Raw genomic sequence first — 16,464 nt, forward strand, 5'->3', positions numbered from 1 at the left:
GCCGTGATCAACGTGACCGATCGTGCCCACGTTCACGTGCGGCTTGGTGCGGGTGAATTTACCTTTTGCCATTTTTCGACTCCGAAAAAAACGATTTCAACGTATGCAGATGGATTGCAAACCTGCCGTTGCAACCCCCAAAAACTGGTGCCCTTTGCGGGAATCGGACCCGCGACCTCTCCCTTACCAAGGGAGTGCTCTACCACTGAGCCAAAAGGGCTTTGTCTAACCAATCGCTTCCGGCGTCGAACCGGGTCTCTGGAGCGGGAGACGGGAATCGAACCCGCGTCATCAGCTTGGAAGGCTGGGGTTCTACCATTGAACTACTCCCGCATCGGGGGCACTCAAAGGCACCCAAAGCGCTAGATCCAATCGCTCTTAGAAACCAAATTCATCGCTGGTGGAGAGGGCTGGATTCGAACCAGCGTACTCGTAAGAGGGCAGATTTACAGTCTGCTGCCATTAACCACTCGGCCACCTCTCCGGCGAACCTCGAAATATAGCACGGTTTTGTGACTTCACAGAACCCCCAGCACCAATAAGACGCGGGAAACACACGAGGCGAACTGGCGGGAATTATCCGCGAAATCAGCCGCCCTGCTGGTGCGCCTCCCTCCAGGCACGCGCTTCGCCGAAATGCCCGCAGCCGATGAAGGGCACGGGCGGGCGCATCGCGGAAAGGGGCGAGGGATGGTTCGACATCAACACCTTGTGGCGGTCGATGTCGATCAACGCGCGCTTGCTTTGTGCATGCGAGCCCCACAGCATAAAAACAACAGGTTTTGCACTCTCTGATACATGCCGGATGACTGCATCGGTCAGCACCTCCCAGCCGCGCCCTGAATGGCTGGCTGGCTGCCCCTCTTCCACCGTGAGGCAGGTGTTGAGCAGCAGCACCCCGCGGGTCGCCCACTTCACCAGGCTGCCACCCGGGTCAGGAAACGGCGGCGGAGCCGTTCCAAGGTCGCGCTGAAGCTCCTTGAAGATGTTGCGCAGCGACGGCGGCAGCGCCACGCCGGGGGCCACCGAAAAGGCCAATCCTTCCGCCTGGCCACGCCCGTGGTACGGGTCCTGGCCCAGGATCACCACGCGCACGTCGTCGGGCGGCGTCAGTTCGAGCGCCCGCAGCGGCCGGGGCGGAAAAATCACGGCACCGGCGTCGAGGCGCTCACGCAGAAAACCCAGCAGGTTCTGCCCCACGACGCCGCCGAAGAACCCATCGACCAGCGGCTGCCAGCCCGGCGCCACCGGCCAGTCGGCAGGGTCGCTGCTCGCCAGCTGATCGGGCCGGCTCATTTGAAAAGTGCGGCGAGTGCCTCGCCCGGCTCCTTGGCGCGCATGAAGGCCTCGCCGACCAGGAAGGCATGCACGCCGGCCGCACGCAAGGTGGCCACTTCTTCGCGCGTGGCAATGCCCGATTCGGTGACGGCCAGCCGATCGGCCGGCAGCCGCGGCAGCAGGTCGATGGTGGCCTGGATCGAGACCTCGAAGTTGCGCAGGTTGCGGTTGTTCACGCCGATGAGCGGCGTCTTGAGCTTGAGCGCGCGGTCGAGCTCGGCCGCGTCGTGCACTTCGACCAGCACCGCCATGCCCAGCCCGCGTGCAATGGCTTCGTAGTCCTTCATCTGCGCATCGTCGAGGCAAGCCGCAATCAAGAGAATCGCGTCGGCGCCCATCGCACGCGATTCGTACACCTGATAGGGATCGACGATGAAATCCTTGCGCAGCACCGGCAGCTCGCAAGAGGCGCGCGCCTGCTTGAGGTAGTCGACGCCACCCTGAAAAAACTGCTTGTCGGTCAGCACCGAAAGGCAAGCCGCGGTGATTTCGCCGTCACCCTCCGCATAGCTCTGTGCGATGTCGGCCGGAATGAAGTCTTCGCGCAGCACGCCCTTGCTCGGGCTCGCCTTCTTGACCTCGGCAATCACCGCGGCCTGCCCGGCGGCGATCTTGGCGCGCAGGGCGCCTTCGAAATCGCGCGTCAGCACGCGGCTCTCGGCGTCGAAGCGCACGGCTTCGAGCGGGCTCCTTTTCTGCGCTGCAGCAATTTCCTGCCGCTTGACCGCGATGATCTTGTCGAGGATGTCGGACATGTTCTGTTTTCGTCTTTAGCGGTTGTTCAAACCGTTGTGGAAGCCTTGACCAGTTCGGCCAGCTTGTTCCGCGCCGCACCCGAAGCCACGGCTTCGCGCGCGCGCTCGATGCCGGCGGCCATCGAATCGGCCACATTGGCGGCATACAAGGCCGCGCCTGCGTTCAGCAGCACGATGTCGAGCGCCGGACCGGCCTGATTGTCGAGCACCCCCAGCAGCATGGCCTTCGACTGCTCGGGCGTTTCCACGCGCAGCGTGCGGTTGCTCGACATGGCAAAGCCGAAGTCTTCGGGGTGCAGTTCGTACTCGCGGATCTCGCCGTCCTTGAGTTCGCCGACCATAGTCGCAGCGCCCAGCGAAATCTCGTCCATGCCGTCGCGTCCGTACACAACCAGGGCGTGTTCGGTGCCCAGCCGCTGCAGTGCGCGCACCTGGATGCCCACCAGGTCGGGGTGGAACACGCCCATCAGGATGTTCGGTGCGCCCGCCGGATTGGTCAGCGGCCCCAGGATGTTGAAGATCGTCTTGATGCCGAGCTCCTTGCGCACCGGCGCCACGTTCTTCATGGCCGGATGGTGGTTGGGCGCGAACATGAAGCCGATGCCCACCTCTTCGATGGAGCGCGCAATCTGTTCCGGCTGCAGGTTGATGTTCACGCCGAGCGATTCCAGCACGTCGGCGCTGCCCGACTTGCTCGACACGCTGCGCCCGCCGTGCTTGCTCACCTTGGCGCCGGCCGCGGCCGCCACGAACATCGAGCAGGTAGAAATATTGAAGGTGTGCGAGCCGTCGCCACCGGTGCCGACGATGTCGACCAGGTGCGTGGTGTCCTTCACCGGCACCTTGGTGGAGACCTCGCGCATCACCTGCGCCGCGGCCGTGATCTCGCCGATGGTTTCCTTCTTGACGCGCAGGCCCGTGATCAGCGCCGCCATCATCACCGGCGAGCACTCGCCGCTCATGATGAGCCGCACGATGTGCAGCATCTCGTCGTGGAACACCTCGCGGTGCTCGATGGTGCGCTGCAGCGCTTCCTGGGGGGTGATCATGGTGAGTCTCCTCGGTGTTTTTTCAGTGGCCGGCGCGACCGGCCGGCGCGTCCGTGAATGCAAGCTTGAGGCCGAAGCCGATGAACAGCACGCCTGCCGCGCGATCGAGCCAGTGCATGCCTTTTTGCACCGCGCTTCTGCGCGCCATCCAGCCCGCGAATGCGGCCCATGCCACAACGATGGGAATGGAGTTCAGGTTGAACAGGACGCCTAGCATGACGAAGTAGAGGCTCTTGTTGTCGGCGTCGGGTGCGATGAACTGCGGCACGAACGCCAGGAAGAACAAGGCCACCTTGGGGTTCAGCACATTGGTCCAGAAACCGCCGAGAAAGATCTCCTTGAGCCCGCGCTCGGCGGAGCCCGCGGCAGCCGCTTGCATATCGGCGGGCGGCTTGGCACGCGACAGCACCATGCGCACGCCAAGGTACAGCAGGTAAGCCGCGCCCACGTACTTGAGCACCGTAAAGGCGGCCGCCGAGGTGGCCAGCAGCGTACCGACGCCGACCGCCGCCGCGAAGATATGGACGAAGCAGCCGGTGAGAACGCCGAACCCGCCCACAATGCCGGCACGCACGCCCGAGCGCAACGAGTTCGTCACGATGTAGAGCACGTCCGGTCCCGGCGTCAGGTTCAGCAGCCAGCCTGCGGCAATGAAAGCGAGCAGATGCGGAAGGTCGGGCATCGCGGGCTCCTTGTTTCCCTGATATCAGGCGCTGAAGAAGCCGCGGATAGCGGCAACGGCGCGATCCACGCCCGCCGCATCCACGTCGAGGTGCGTCACGAAGCGCAGCCGATAGAGCCCCGTCGCAAGAATGCCCTGCTGGTTCAGATGCGCGATCAGTTCCGAAGAGCGCGCCTGCGCTGCACCCGTCAGGTCGACAAACACGATGTTGGTGTGCGGCGCCTCGACCTTCAGGCCTTCGATGCCTTCAAGCCCCTGTGCCAGCCGTTGCGCGAGCGCGTGGTCATCGGCCAGCCGGTCGATGTGGTGGTCGAGCGCGTGCGATGCCGCAGCCGCAAGCAGGCCTGCCTGCCGCATGCCGCCGCCCGCCATCTTGCGGATGCGGTGCGCCCGCGCAATGAACTCGCGCGACCCCACCAGCGCCGAGCCGATCGGCGCGCCCAGGCCCTTGCTGAAGCAGACCGACACGCTGTCGAAGCATTGCGCAATGCGGCGGGCTTCTGCACGGATGTCGCTGCGCTTGTTCAGCGCAGCCTGCGCCGTCGCGGCATTGAAGAGACGCGCACCGTCCAAATGCCGCTGCAACCCCTTGCTCTTGGCCAGATCGGTCGCGGCTTGAACGTAGTCGAAGGGCAGCAGCTTGCCGCCCAGCGTGTTCTCCAGCGCCAGCAGCCGCGTACGCGCAAAGTGCGCGTCGTCGGGCTTGATGGCCGCCTCGATCTGCGCAAGCGGCAGCGTGCCGTCGGGCGCATGGTCGAGCGGCTGCGGCTGCACGCTGCCGAACACCGCGGCCCCGCCGCCTTCCCAGCGGTAGCAGTGCGCCTGCTGGCCGACGATGTACTCGTCGCCGCGCCCGCAGTGCGAAAGAATGGCGCACAGGTTGCTCTGCGTGCCGGTCGGCACGAACAGCGCCGCTTCGAAGCCCAGCAGCGCCGCGATCTTTTCCTGCAGCGCATTCATGCTCGGATCGGTGCCGAAAACATCGTCGCCGAGCGGCGCCGCCATCATGGCCTCGCGCATCGCCGGGGTGGGTTGCGTGACGGTGTCGCTGCGCAGGTCGACGATGGAGGAGCGGTCGGTCATGGCGGTCAATCCAAAAAGTTCTTGAGCATCGCGTGGCCGTGCTCAGTAAGAATCGATTCAGGGTGGAACTGCACGCCTTCGATGCGCACGTCATGCGCAAACCCGGTGTGCCGCACGCCCATGATCTCCCCGTCATCGGTCCACGCGGTAATCGCCAATTCCTTCGGGCAGCTCTCGCGCTCGATGGAAAGCGAGTGGTACCGGTTGACGATGAACTTCTCGGGCAGCCCTGCAAACACGCCTTCTTGCGTGGTCGTGATCTCGCTGGTCTTGCCGTGCATGAGCTGCTGCGCGCGAATGATCTTGCCGCCGAAGGCTGCGCCAATGGCTTGGTGGCCGAGGCACACGCCAAGAATCGGCAGCTTGCCTGCGAAAGCCTCGATGGCTGCCACCGACACGCCCGCTTCCGCTGGCGAACACGGTCCCGGCGACACGACCAGCCGAGTCACGCCAGAAGCGATCAGCTCGCCGATCTGCGCCACCGTGATCTCGTCGTTGCGGTGCACCTGAACATCCGCACCCAGCTCGCCAAAGTACTGGACGATGTTGTAGGTGAACGAATCGTAGTTGTCGATCATCAGCAGTTTCATGGCTTGCTCACAATCCGGTGCACGCCCTTGACGACGGGGAACACGTTGAAGTTGATCAGAAGGCCCAGTTTGAGCCCCGAGAGACGCAGCGCGGCAAGCACCTGCGCGCGATGCAGGTCGGTCAGCACGTCGACCGCCTTGAGCTCCACGATGACCGATTGCTCGACCACGAAGCCTGCGCGGTACACCTCGCCGAGCGAGCGGCCCTTGTAGCTGGCCGAAAGCGCCACGCCCTGCGCAAAGCCGATCTCGCGCTCGGCAAGTTCGATGGCCAGCGCGGCGGCGTACGCCCCTTCGTCGAGCCCCGTGCCGAGCACGCGCTGCACCTCGACTGCGGCGCCGATGATCTCGTGCGAAAAATCGTTCTGGATGTCAGGCACATTGCTCATTCCAACCCCTCCTCGACCAGTTCGGCAGCGCGCAGCAATGCGCGCGCCTTGGCCTCCGTTTCTTTCCACTCCAGCTCAGGCACCGAATCCGCCACCACGCCGGCCGCGGCCTGCACGTGCAGCATCTGGTCCTTCACGATGCCGGTGCGGATGGCAATGGCCACATCCATGTCGCCCGCGTAGCTGATGTAGCCGCAGGCGCCGCCGTAGAGGCCGCGCTTGGTGGGCTCGAGCTGGTCGATGAGTTCCATCGCATGCACCTTGGGTGCGCCCGTCAGCGTGCCCGCCGGGAACGTGGCCTTGAGCACGTCGATGGCGGTCATGCCGTCTTTCAGCGTGCCTTCGACATTGCTCACGATGTGCATCACGTGGCTGTAGCGCTCCACCGCGAAGGCCTCGGTCACCTTCACGGTGCCGGTCTTGGCAATGCGGCCGATGTCGTTGCGCGCAAGGTCGATCAGCATCACGTGCTCGGCACGTTCCTTCGGGTCGTTGATGAGCTCTTCCTCGGCAGCCTTGTCGAGTTCCAGCGAAGCACCGCGCGGGCGCGTGCCGGCCAGCGGGCGGATGGTGATCTTCTGCTCGCCCTCGCCTGCGTTCTCCTGGCGCACCAGGATCTCGGGCGAAGCGCCCACCACGTGGAAGTCGCCCAGGTGGTAGTAATACATGTACGGCGACGGATTCAGCGAACGCAGCGCGCGGTACAGCGACAGCGGCGATTCGGTGTACCGCTTGCTGATGCGCTGGCCCACCTGCACCTGCATGAAGTCGCCGGCGGCAATCATGTCCTTGGCGCGTTCCACCGCAGCAAGATAGTCCGCCTTGGCAAAGCTGCGCTCGGGCGGATGCGGCTGCGTGGGCTTCACGATGGGCGCGCTCACCGAGTACTTGAGCTTTTCCTTCAGTTCGCGCAGGCGGCGCTTGCCTACCGCGTAGGCCTCAGGCTGCTTCGGATCGGCATAGACGATCAAGTACAGCTTGCCCGAGAGGTTGTCGATGACGGCCAGTTCCTCGCACTGCAGCAGCAGGATGTCGGGGCAGCCCAGCGCATCGGGCGGGCAGCTTTTTTCGAGCTTGCGCTCGATGTGGCGCACCGTGTCGTAGCCGAAGTAGCCCGCAAGACCGCCGCAAAAACGCGGAAGCCCCGGCCGCAGCGCCACCTTGAAGCGCTTCTGGTATTCGGCGATGAAATCCAGCGGATTGCCCGCGGCGGTTTCGACCACCTGACCGTCGGTCACCACCTCGGTCACGGCCTCCGCGCCAAAACCGCTGGCACGCAGCAGCGTGCGTGCAGGCAGGCCGATGAAGCTGTAGCGCCCGAAGCGCTCGCCCCCCACCACCGATTCGAGCAAAAAGCTGTGCTTGCCGCCGCCCTGCGAATGGGCCAGCTTGAGATAGAGGGAAAGAGGGGTCTCGAGGTCGGCAAAAGCCTCGGCCATCAGCGGAATACGGTTGTAGCCCTGGGCGCTGAGGCTCTTGAATTCAAGTTCGGTGATCACGGATTCGTTCTCCAGTTGCCTCGCGGCGCTTCTTGGCCGGTGGCAAGGTCATTCACGGGTGGTCCGGCGTCTGCAGCGATCCGGTACCGCGGGCGCACGGCGTGCGCCGTGCAATCAAACAGTCAGCGATGTATGGCTACGCCAGGGCCAGGCTCCCCGGCTGCCTTGACCTGTTTGAATGATGTGATGAACGAACATGGAGCGTGGAGTTTAGCCCACGAAAACGCCATGCGCGCAATGGCCGCCTTCAGGGTTCCTCCGGAGAACCAGGAGTAAAACGAAAAGATACATTCGAACGACCGTTCGCAAACCGAGGAGATTACGTGCCCGCTGCTTCGCTTCCATTCCTGCCGCTCTCCCGCTTTGCCGTGCTTGCCTGCGCCGCTGCAATCGCCACTTGCGCCTCGGCCGCGCAGATCGACGTGGCCGGCGTGAAGCTGGACGACACCCTTGCCCTGCGCGGCAGCACCCTGCAGCTCAACGGCGCGGGCGTGCGCTACAAGGCTGTCTTCAAGGTGTACACCGCCGGCTTCTACGTGGGCAAGAAAGTCTCCACGCCCGAAGAGGCGCTGGCGGCACCTGGGCCCAAGCGCGTGGCCATCACCATGCTGCGCGACATCGAGGCCAACGAACTCGGCAAGTTCTTCACCAAGGGCGTGGAAGAAAACACGCCCAAGAGCGACATGGTCAACCTCATTCCGGGGCTGCTGCGCATGGGCCAGATGTTTGCCGACCAGAAGCAGCTCAAGGCCGGCGACACCTTCACCATCGACTGGCTGCCCGGCACCGGCACGCTGGTGACCGTGCGCGGCGTGCCGCAGCCCGACCCGGTGAAGGAGCCGGCTTTCTTCAATGCGCTGCTGCGCATCTGGCTCGGCCCGGCACCCGCCGACTGGAAGCTGAAGGACGCGCTGCTCGGAAAACAGTAGCCCGCCAACCGGGCCGCACGCGCCGCGCGTTTTTCAGACTGTCGCGCGGCCCAGCTCGGCCAGCGAATCCAGGAAGCCATCGGCATCCACGCCGCGCACCGGTTCGCCGTGGTTGTAGCCGTAGGTCACCAGCACCACCGGGCATCCGGCGGCACGTGCGGCCCTGGCGTCGTTGCTCGAATCGCCGATCATCAGCGTGCGCGCGGGATCGGTGCCCAGCGCCTCGCAGGTCTTCAGCAGCGGCAGCGGGTCCGGCTTCTTGCGCGCGAAAGCATCGCCGCCAAATGCGAATTCGAAGAATCCGTCGAGCCCCTTCGCCGCCAGCAACGGCTTGGCGAACGAGGTGGGTTTGTTGGTGAGGCACGCCAGGCGCAGCCCGCGCGCGCGCAGCGCCTTCAACCCCTCGGGCACGCCGGGGTACACCGCCGAGTGCTGCCCGTTGATGGTCAGGTAATGGTGCTGGTAGCGCTCCCAGGCGCGATCGAAAAGCTCTTCGGCCCGCGCGCGCAGCGCATCCGCGCCGGCCGCCGAAGCCGCATCGCCGCCGGACGCCATCACGTGCGCGAGCGCGGAAAGAATCAGATGCTCCGAACCCTTGCCCACCATTTTTTCGACAGCGGCCGGTGGCACCGGCGGCAGCGAAAGGTCGGCGAGCATGTGGTTCAGCGACACAGCGAAATCGCCGAGCGTGTCGACCATGGTGCCATCGAGATCGACGATCGCGGCATCGAAGCGGGTGTGGTCGAGGCCAATAGAGTTCAAAACGGATAAGTAAGAGCTGGAGAACTGGCCATCACTTTACCGAGCCCCGGGGCATTCGGGTTCGGCCGTCGGGCCCACTCTGAAGCATAAAGTTGCAGGATTCATAAAAGGTAACATATCGGCCGTTCACCCATCGGGCGTTCTGCTCTGGCTGGACATCGCCCCCTGATCAGCGGGGCAACAGTTCAACTTACGCGCAGCCTTTCGGGGCACTCGCGCGCCTGCTGGAGAGGAACCCGCCGATGAACCGGATCTACCGCGTTGTCTTCAACTGCTGCACAGGCATGTGGCAGGCCGTCAGTGAAACCGCGCATGGACGCCATAGAACAGCCTCGTTCGGTGACGCAAGCCGGAGCCGAATGGCATGGCCCCTGCGCACGCTGGTCGCGGCAATGGGCTTGGCGCTGGCGCAAGTCGCGAGCGCGCAGGTGCCTGGGGGCGGAACCATCACAGGTGGCACCGGCGTAATCGACTCGTCGGATCCGGCGGCAGTGTGGGTCGATGCGACGTCGAGCCGGACGGCAATCGATTGGGGATCCTTCAATCTGGGATCAGGGGCCTACGTCATCTTCAGCCAGCCGGACACCCAAGCAACCGTGCTCAACAGCATCAACTCGGGCGTTCCAAGCTGGCTCGGGGGTACGTTGGAGGCCAACGGCCAGGTATTTCTGCAGAACCGGGCGGGGCTCACCTTTAGCGACACAGCGATCGCGTACGTCGGCGGGCTGTTGGCCACCTCACTGGTCATGCCTTCCAGCCGTTTCATGAACGGCGCCTATGAGCTGGAAACGGTAGCCGGATCGTCGGGAAGGGTTGCCAACAGCGGCACCATCACTGCGACTGCGAGCTCGGTGGCCCTGCTGGGCGGCGGCGTTTTCAACAGCGGTGAGATCAACTCCGCGGGCGGCATCGACCTGGCGGCCGCCGACAAGGCATTGCTCTTCCAGGGAGCCAATGAGTTCAATGTTGCCGTAACCCGCGCACTGCAAGTGCAGCTCGGCGCGGAGGCCGTGAGGAACACCGGTACCGGCATTCTGCGCGCGCCAGGCGGCCGCGTCAGCCTGCGGGCGTATGCGGAACCAGGCCTATACAACAGTCTCATTACAAACGACGGCGTCATCGATACCTCGTCCATAAACGGCGACGATGGATCGGTCTATTTCATCGCCAGTGGGGCCGGCGAAATTGCCGTTTCGGGCAGCGGGAGCGTCAATGCGGGCGGCAACGGCGTGGTCACGTTCTTCGTCGACAACGATGTCGAACAGACAGGCACATACACTGCCCGCGCGTTGGAGGGTTCCATTTCCGGCAACGCGACCTTTTCAAGCGGCAGCAACTGGATCAAGGCGCTGAACACGCTGGACGTGTCGGGCAATCTGGTCCTGCACAACGCCGTCGAACTGACGCAGGCAGGCCCGCTGTCGGTCGGCGGCACCAGCAAATTCGAGATGAGCGGATATGACCTGACGCTCACGAACGCCGCAAACACCTTCGGCGGTGCGGTCACGGTAAACGCCGCCAACGTGGCCCTGACCAGCAGCGGCGCGCTCAGCTTGCAGGGCACGGTGTCCGGCAGCCTGAATGCACGCACCGCCGGCGCAATCACCCAAAGCGAAGCGCTCACCGTCACCGGCCAGAGCATCTTGGACAGTTCCAGCTCTCCGATCACGCTGACCGATGCGGGCAACGACTTCGGCGGCACCGTCCACGTGAGCGGAGGTTCCACGCAGATCAGAGACAGCAACGCCCTGGCGCTCGGAACAGTGGCCACGAGCGATCTCACCATCACCAGCAACGGTGCATTGAGCCTGGGCAGCGGCGTCGTCAACGGCACGCTGGCTGCCGTGAGCAATGGAGGCACCGTCAGCCAGACAGGTTCGATCACCGTCGCGGGCAATGCCTCGATCAATGCAGGCGCGGGTGCGATCACGCTTTCGAACCCGGGCAACGACTTTCAGGGTGTTGTCTCCCTCATCGGCGCAACTGCCCAGGTAAGCAACAGCAGCAACCTGGCGCTCGGCGCGGTCACCATGACCAACGGACTTACGCTCGATGTCAATGGCACGGCCTCCACCACCCAGGCGCTGTCGGCCGGCACGGTGGCCATCGACGCAGGCACGCTGCGCGTGGACCACGCTCTCACGACAAATGCGGTGCAAGTGGGCAATGGCGGCGCGCTTAGAGGCACCGGCGCCATCTCGGGCGCCGTCAACGTGGCTTCGGGCGGCACGCTGAGCGGCACCGGGGGCTCTACGCTGACCATGGGTGCGCTCACCCTCGACAGCGGCGCAACCGTGGATGTGACGCTGGGCGCGCCCGGCACGGCCGGCCTCTTCAAGACCAATGCACTGACACTGGACGGCACGCTCGACGTGCACGACATCGGAGGCTTCGGCGCGGGCGTGTACCGGCTCTTCGACTACACCGGCCCTCTGATCGACCACGGGCTCGACATTGGCAGCGCGCCTGCAAGCAGCGTGCTGGGCCTGCAAACCGCCGTGGCCGGACAAGTCAACCTGGTGAACGTTGCCGGGCAGCCTCTGGTTTTCTGGGACGGCGATGCGGCAGGCACGGCCAACAACAACGTGGTCAATGGCGGCAGCGGCACCTGGACAGCCACCTCCGCCAACTGGACCACGGCCGACGGCAGCCTCAACGCCAGCATCACGCCGACACCCGGGTTCGCCATCTTCCAGGCCGCGCCCGGTACTGTCACGGTGAGCAAAGCCCAAGGCGCTATCGCCGTCACCGGCATGCAGTTCGCGAGCAACGGCTATCGGCTCGAGGGCGATGCAATCGCGCTGAGCGGCGCGCACGCCATCGTCCGCGTGGGCGACGGCAGCGCGGCCAGCGCCGGCTACACCGCCACCATTGCCAACAGCCTCACCGGCTCCGCGCAGCTGGAGAAGACCGACGCGGGCACCCTGGTGCTGAGCGGCGCAAACAGCTACACCGGCGGCACCCTGGTAAGCGGCGGCACCTTGCAGGGAACCACCACCAGCCTGCGCGGCGACATCGTCGCCAACAACTCCACGGTCGCCTTCGTGCAGGACACGGCAGGCAGCTTTGCAGGAACGCTGAGTGGTAACGGATCGCTCCGCAAGGCGGGCAGCGGCACGCTGACGCTGACAGGCGCGCACGCCTATGCGGGCGGAACCACCATCGAGGCCGGCACGCTGGTTGGCGGCGCAAACAGCTTTGGCACCGGCGCCATCGTCAACCGGGCGGCATTGGTGATCGACCAGGCCAGCGATGCGATGTTCGCCAACAGCGTCTCCGGCAGCGGCAGCCTCACGAAAACCGGCGCGGGCACGCTGCGCCTTTCGGCAGCCAATACCTATGGCGGCGGCACGACCATTGATGCGGGCACGCTGGTGGGCGGTGCCCGCAGCTTCGGCAGCGGAGCAATCGTGAATCGTGGCGCATTGGTGATCGACGAGGCCTCGGACATCGCTTTCAGCAATGCGCTTTCCGGCAACGGCAGCACAAGAAAGGTCGGCGCGGGCCTGGTCACCTACGCCGGCGACGGTTCAGCCTACACCGGCACCTTCACTGTGGACGGCGGCGCCTTCTCGGTCAACGGAACGCTGGGTGCGCAGATGGTCATCGGCAGCGGCGCAATGCTCAAGGGCATCGGCAATGTGGGCAGCACCACGCTTGCTGCCGGCGCAACGGCGGCGCCGGGCAACTCCATCGGCACCCTGCGCGTCAACGGTAATCTGGTGTTTCAACCCGGCTCGGCCTACCAGATCGAGATCGATGCCGCGGGGCACAGCGACCGCATCGACGTGACGGGGAGCGCCACGCTGGGCGGCGCGTCCGCCACGGTGCTCGCGGCCAACGGCGACTGGGCGCCGGTTACCCGCTACACCATCTTGCGTGCAGAAGGCGGCATCCTGGGCACATTCGGCGCGCTCTCGTCGAACTTCGCCTTCCTGACACCGTCGCTCAGCTACGACGCGCAGCAGGTCACGCTCATGCTCGAGCGCAACGATGTCAGGTTTCCGCAGGTCGGCATATCCGCCAACCAGCGCAGCGTTGGGCAAGCCATCGAGCAACTGGGCACAGGACCCGTGTATGGCGCAGTGCTGAAGGCCGACGCGGCCACAGCCCGCAGCGCATTCGACAGCCTGTCCGGTGAAATCCACGCAACGCTGCGCACCACCCTTGCAGATGACAGCCGGTTTCTCCGCGACGCAGGCCTTGCGCGACTGCGGCAAGAAGGCGGCGCGGCCTCTGCGGCCAGCGGCTTGCACGCTCGCGAAAACGCCGCCGGCGACGGCGTGTGGGCCCGCGCGTACGACAGCAACGGCCACGCTGACGGCAACGGCAATGCGGCGCGCGCGGACCGCAGTTCGAGCGGCGTGCTCATAGGTGCCGATCGCCGCGTCGGCGACTGGCGCCTGGGCCTGATGGGCGGCGCCAGCCGCAGCCGCACCCAAGCCGCCGAGCGAAGCGCCAGCGCTTCCGTCGACAGCTACCAGTTCGGGCTTTACGGCGGAACCCGATGGGGCGCACTCGCGTTGCGCACGGGCCTTGGCTATGCGCGCCACGACATCGAGACGCAGCGCACCATCGCGTTCACAGGTTTCGCAGATGCCGCACGCGCCGACTATCACGCCGACACGGCGCAAGCCTTCGGCGAACTGGGCTGGCAGTTGCAGGCAGGGGGCGTCGATCTGGAACCGTTCACGGGGCTTGCACACGTGCGCGTGCGAACCGACGACTTGGCCGAGCGCGGCGGCTCAGCAGCGCTGCTCGGCAGAAGCGATCACTCGAGCACCACCTTCTCGACGATCGGCCTGCGCGCAGGCGGCAGCTTCGAACTGGGTGGAGTCGAAGTGACCGCACGCGGCATGTTGGGTTGGCAGCACGCCTTCGGCGACGTGACTCCAGCGGCCCGCATGGCCTTCGCCGCCGGCCCCGCGTTCACGGTTACCGGCGTGCCGCTCGCGCGGAATGCGCTGGTGGCAGAGGCCGGACTGGACGTGAAGCTGCAGCCTTCGCTGACGCTCGGGCTGTCCTATGCGGGGCAACGAGGCGACGGCATGCGAAACAACAGCGTGAAGGCAGACCTGCACTGGCGCTTCTGAAAGCAGCCCAGCGCAGGCGCCCTGCTTTTCTTGCTTACTTACTTGCTGGCGCGCATCTGGTCGCGCAACTGCTTGATCTGGTCGTGGTTGCGCTGGGCGCCTTCGGCCTGCTGCTGGATGATTGCGCGCACATCGGCCGGCAGGTCTTCCTTCAGCGCCTTGCGATAGCGCGCCACGGCGGCGTCTTCACCGCGCTCGCATTCCTCCAGCATCGAGAGCGCGCTGTTCGCGCCGACCGAGCCCTTCACATGCACCCAGCCGCGATGCATGGCACCGCTCACGGTGCCGCCATCGTCGGGCGAGCCGCCGAAGCGCCTGATGAGCTGAACCAGGTCGCCGGCCGCCTTGGCGCATTCCGCCGAGCGGTTCTGGAACACCTGCTTGAGTTGCGGAGACTCCACTTCTTCCGCGCAGGCCCGGAATCCGTATTCACCGTCGCGCGTGTTCTCGAGCAGATCGTTCAGCACCTCGACAACGTCTTCGCTGTTCGCGGTTTCAGCAGTGTTCGTGTAGTTGGCCATGAAATGACTCCTTCGTTTGCCTCGTGAAGAGGCGGGTTTGAAAATTGCCGCGCATGCATGCCCGAAGGCGGCCGCATTGCGCTGGCCCAATGCAAATGGTGTTCGCGCGGATCGGGATCCGTGTCGGCTTCGCCCGACGTCCCCTGTAGGGGTTCTTCGGGGCATCGATGCCGCTTCGGTTCACTCTTCACGGAACGGTTTTTCGGGCCGGCCAGGCTGGCTGTAGGGCGAACTCCCGTGGTTGTCGGTTTCGCCCACGCCTGCATCGCCAGGCGTCGGCGGCTTGCGCTCGCCTGTGATTGCGGGGCCGTTGTTGGGGCCGACAGGATCGCCGTTCTCGGCGGGCGTTTTGGCTTCGCGCTTCATGCTTTTCTCGGCGGGTGTGGGCTTGCGGTATGCGGCCGAGTTCGCCGCTTCATTCGCCGCCCCATCCGGTGCGGCGGGCCGGTCCGTGGTTGTGGGTGTGCTCACGCTGTGTCCTTTCGAAAACTTCACCGTGCGACGCGCCGGCGCCGCCGTGCGTAGGAAAGCGGCGCGTCTTCGGCGCAAGCGCCCGGCAATCGGGTGATCGGGCGGGCAGGCACACAACCGGCGCAAGGACGGTGTTCCTGCCTACAAGCGCAGGGTGGTGTTGCGCGAGAAAAAAGAGGCTTCAGTTTTCGAGGATCCAATTCATGGCCAACGATGTATCGCGCTCCGCGCCTCGCCCTTTGCGGAAGTACGGTCTTGCCGCTGCATTGCTGCTCTCAGTGGCGGCAGCGGGCGCGCAGCCTACCGGCAACCCGAAGGGAACACGTGCGCCCCCCATCAGCGATTCAGCCGAACCGCAGGGTGCGCGCCCGGCAGACCAGCCTCGCGGCTCCATCGACCAGGGCCCGCTGGGCTCGGACAAGGGGCCCGCCGCCGCACGCACGCAAACCTCGCGTCCGCCCTCGACCGCCACGCCGGGGGGCATTGCGCCTTCTCGCGACGGCGACCCTTCCAAGGAGCAGCGCGGCAGCGACAAGCGGCATGCGCGGCCCGCGCCCCAATAGATGAAGATGAACAGCGAGCCACACATGACTTCCACTACCCAGATCGATGCACGCGTCGTCGGCCCCATGGAATTTCGCGCGGGCGATGGCCCGCAACTGAAGATTCCGGAGGGCAACTGCCAGATCCTGATGGCGGACGACAGCGTCGTCATCACGTGGACCGAGAACGGCCAGTCGCTGACGGCGGCCATACCGAAGATCGAGTTCGACCGCTACATCCAGGACGGTGCGATCGTGCTGGGGAGGGGTTGAATACCCGCTGCGTTCAGTCGCGCACCCTGGCCGCCGTGTCGATCGCCTGGGTGTACGAGGCGGCTTCCTCTTCGGTCATGGAGCCTTCGAGTTCCGCCAGTTCGAGCCGCTCGAAGTCATAGGAAATCCATTCGAACAGGTGGGACTTCGGCATGTCGTCGAGGCTCTCGCAATCGCTCCAGGATTGCAGCCGCGTGGGGGCGCTTTCCAGCAGCATGCGCAGGTACAGCGCCCGCGCAACCTTGATCTCCGCAATCTGGCGCGGGTCGTCGATGACGACGCGCAACTGGGCCAGCGCCTGTTCGCAGTGCAGCACGCGGCGGTGCGCCTCGTCCAGGAGTGCTTCGGACCCATCGGGGGCATTCGCCCTTGCCTGCCAGGCGCGGGCGAACTCGCGCGCAATGCGGGCGTAGGCAAGCTGCTGGAGACTTTGGAGCGCGCAATCGAGTTGGGGGTGCATGGTCATGACCGTATCCAACCAACCCGCT

The 16,464-nt window shown here is 65.2% G+C and carries 16 protein-coding genes, 3 tRNA genes and 1 pseudogene; 4 read left to right on the top strand and 16 right to left on the bottom strand.

From position 1 onward, the window contains the following. From V9L21_RS23485 to trpE, 12 genes and pseudogenes are all read right to left on the bottom strand, one after another. Positions 1–72, bottom strand: a pseudogene (locus tag V9L21_RS23485) (GTP-binding protein); the annotation flags it as partial. Between the two features lie 73 nt (positions 73–145). Beyond that, positions 146–220, bottom strand: a tRNA-Thr gene (locus tag V9L21_RS23490). A gap of 39 nt (positions 221–259) precedes the next feature. Beyond that, positions 260–333 (bottom strand) — tRNA-Gly (locus tag V9L21_RS23495). Between the two features lie 65 nt (positions 334–398). Next, positions 399–484, bottom strand: a tRNA-Tyr gene (locus tag V9L21_RS23500). Between the two features lie 104 nt (positions 485–588). After that, positions 589–1,296: a uracil-DNA glycosylase gene (locus V9L21_RS23505; RefSeq protein WP_337315243.1), complete on the bottom strand. Its 708-nt coding sequence runs from the start codon at positions 1,294–1,296 to the stop codon at positions 589–591. After that, positions 1,293–2,093: an indole-3-glycerol phosphate synthase TrpC gene (gene trpC, locus V9L21_RS23510; protein WP_337315244.1), complete on the bottom strand. Its 801-nt coding sequence runs from the start codon at positions 2,091–2,093 to the stop codon at positions 1,293–1,295. Before trpC ends, V9L21_RS23505 begins: the two co-directional genes overlap by 4 nt. Positions 2,094–2,119: 26 nt before the next feature. Next, positions 2,120–3,142 carry an anthranilate phosphoribosyltransferase gene (trpD, locus tag V9L21_RS23515; protein ID WP_126749445.1) on the bottom strand — a complete coding sequence of 341 codons (1,023 nt, stop codon included), beginning with the start codon at positions 3,140–3,142 and terminating at the stop codon, positions 2,120–2,122. 22 nt (positions 3,143–3,164) lie between these two features. Next, positions 3,165–3,824 (bottom strand): LysE family translocator, encoded by a 660-nt coding sequence (locus V9L21_RS23520; protein ID WP_337315245.1) that lies wholly within the window; start codon positions 3,822–3,824, stop codon positions 3,165–3,167. 24 nt (positions 3,825–3,848) lie between these two features. Then, positions 3,849–4,907 carry a low-specificity L-threonine aldolase gene (gene ltaE / locus V9L21_RS23525; RefSeq protein WP_337315246.1) on the bottom strand — a complete coding sequence of 353 codons (1,059 nt, stop codon included), beginning with the start codon at positions 4,905–4,907 and terminating at the stop codon, positions 3,849–3,851. A gap of 5 nt (positions 4,908–4,912) precedes the next feature. Beyond that, positions 4,913–5,497, bottom strand: coding sequence for an aminodeoxychorismate/anthranilate synthase component II (locus V9L21_RS23530; RefSeq protein WP_309953065.1), 585 nt, complete (start codon positions 5,495–5,497; stop codon positions 4,913–4,915). Further along, positions 5,494–5,886 (bottom strand): GxxExxY protein, encoded by a 393-nt coding sequence (locus tag V9L21_RS23535; RefSeq protein WP_337315247.1) that lies wholly within the window; start codon positions 5,884–5,886, stop codon positions 5,494–5,496. Before V9L21_RS23535 ends, V9L21_RS23530 begins: the two co-directional genes overlap by 4 nt. Further along, positions 5,883–7,385, bottom strand: a complete 1,503-nt coding sequence (gene trpE / locus V9L21_RS23540) for an anthranilate synthase component I (protein WP_337315248.1) — start codon at positions 7,383–7,385, stop codon at positions 5,883–5,885. Before trpE ends, V9L21_RS23535 begins: the two co-directional genes overlap by 4 nt. Before the next feature lie 323 nt (positions 7,386–7,708). Between trpE and V9L21_RS23545 the strand changes: the two genes are divergently transcribed. Next, the gene (locus V9L21_RS23545; protein ID WP_337315249.1) at positions 7,709–8,314 is read left to right on the top strand and encodes a chalcone isomerase family protein; all 606 of its coding nucleotides are present in this window, start codon (positions 7,709–7,711) and stop codon (positions 8,312–8,314) included. Positions 8,315–8,347: 33 nt separating this feature from the next. On the opposite strand, the gene gph is transcribed toward V9L21_RS23545, so the two are convergent. Beyond that, positions 8,348–9,076 (bottom strand): phosphoglycolate phosphatase, encoded by a 729-nt coding sequence (gph, locus tag V9L21_RS23550; RefSeq protein WP_337315250.1) that lies wholly within the window; start codon positions 9,074–9,076, stop codon positions 8,348–8,350. A 242-nt stretch (positions 9,077–9,318) separates the two neighbouring features. Between gph and V9L21_RS23555 the strand changes: the two genes are divergently transcribed. Beyond that, positions 9,319–14,169, top strand: coding sequence for an autotransporter domain-containing protein (locus tag V9L21_RS23555; protein WP_337315251.1), 4,851 nt, complete (start codon positions 9,319–9,321; stop codon positions 14,167–14,169). Positions 14,170–14,207: 38 nt separating this feature from the next. Here V9L21_RS23555 and V9L21_RS23560 read toward each other — a convergent pair whose 3' ends face one another. Beyond that, positions 14,208–14,690: a ferritin-like domain-containing protein gene (locus V9L21_RS23560; RefSeq protein WP_157611815.1), complete on the bottom strand. Its 483-nt coding sequence runs from the start codon at positions 14,688–14,690 to the stop codon at positions 14,208–14,210. A 180-nt stretch (positions 14,691–14,870) separates the two neighbouring features. After that, a complete protein-coding gene (locus V9L21_RS23565) occupies positions 14,871–15,161 on the bottom strand; it encodes a hypothetical protein (RefSeq protein WP_337315252.1) in 291 nt (96 codons plus the stop codon). A gap of 203 nt (positions 15,162–15,364) precedes the next feature. Between V9L21_RS23565 and V9L21_RS23570 the strand changes: the two genes are divergently transcribed. Beyond that, entirely contained in the window at positions 15,365–15,724 is a 360-nt protein-coding gene (locus V9L21_RS23570) for a translation initiation factor IF-2 (protein ID WP_337315253.1), read from the top strand. 24 nt (positions 15,725–15,748) lie between these two features. Further along, positions 15,749–15,976 carry a hypothetical protein gene (locus V9L21_RS23575; RefSeq protein WP_157611813.1) on the top strand — a complete coding sequence of 76 codons (228 nt, stop codon included), beginning with the start codon at positions 15,749–15,751 and terminating at the stop codon, positions 15,974–15,976. Positions 15,977–15,989: 13 nt separating this feature from the next. Here the strand turns inward: V9L21_RS23575 and V9L21_RS23580 are convergent, their stop codons facing one another. Then, the gene (locus V9L21_RS23580) at positions 15,990–16,442 is read right to left on the bottom strand and encodes a hypothetical protein (protein ID WP_337315254.1); all 453 of its coding nucleotides are present in this window, start codon (positions 16,440–16,442) and stop codon (positions 15,990–15,992) included. Positions 16,443–16,464: the final 22 nt, after the last annotated feature.

This window comes from Variovorax sp. CCNWLW235, from assembly GCF_037204085.1.
Classification (GTDB): domain Bacteria; phylum Pseudomonadota; class Gammaproteobacteria; order Burkholderiales; family Burkholderiaceae_C; genus Variovorax.

Coding starts and splice junctions, on each gene's coding strand:
- V9L21_RS23505 (WP_337315243.1), bottom strand. CDS start 1,296: ATGAGCCGGCCCGATCAGCTGGCGAGCAGCGACCCTGCCGACTGGCCG.
- trpC (WP_337315244.1), bottom strand. CDS start 2,093: ATGTCCGACATCCTCGACAAGATCATCGCGGTCAAGCGGCAGGAAATT.
- trpD (WP_126749445.1), bottom strand. CDS start 3,142: ATGATCACCCCCCAGGAAGCGCTGCAGCGCACCATCGAGCACCGCGAG.
- V9L21_RS23520 (WP_337315245.1), bottom strand. CDS start 3,824: ATGCCCGACCTTCCGCATCTGCTCGCTTTCATTGCCGCAGGCTGGCTG.
- ltaE (WP_337315246.1), bottom strand. CDS start 4,907: ATGACCGACCGCTCCTCCATCGTCGACCTGCGCAGCGACACCGTCACG.
- V9L21_RS23530 (WP_309953065.1), bottom strand. CDS start 5,497: ATGAAACTGCTGATGATCGACAACTACGATTCGTTCACCTACAACATC.
- V9L21_RS23535 (WP_337315247.1), bottom strand. CDS start 5,886: ATGAGCAATGTGCCTGACATCCAGAACGATTTTTCGCACGAGATCATC.
- V9L21_RS23555 (WP_337315251.1), top strand. CDS start 9,319: ATGAACCGGATCTACCGCGTTGTCTTCAACTGCTGCACAGGCATGTGG.
- V9L21_RS23560 (WP_157611815.1), bottom strand. CDS start 14,690: ATGGCCAACTACACGAACACTGCTGAAACCGCGAACAGCGAAGACGTT.
- V9L21_RS23570 (WP_337315253.1), top strand. CDS start 15,365: ATGGCCAACGATGTATCGCGCTCCGCGCCTCGCCCTTTGCGGAAGTAC.
- V9L21_RS23575 (WP_157611813.1), top strand. CDS start 15,749: ATGACTTCCACTACCCAGATCGATGCACGCGTCGTCGGCCCCATGGAA.
- V9L21_RS23580 (WP_337315254.1), bottom strand. CDS start 16,442: ATGACCATGCACCCCCAACTCGATTGCGCGCTCCAAAGTCTCCAGCAG.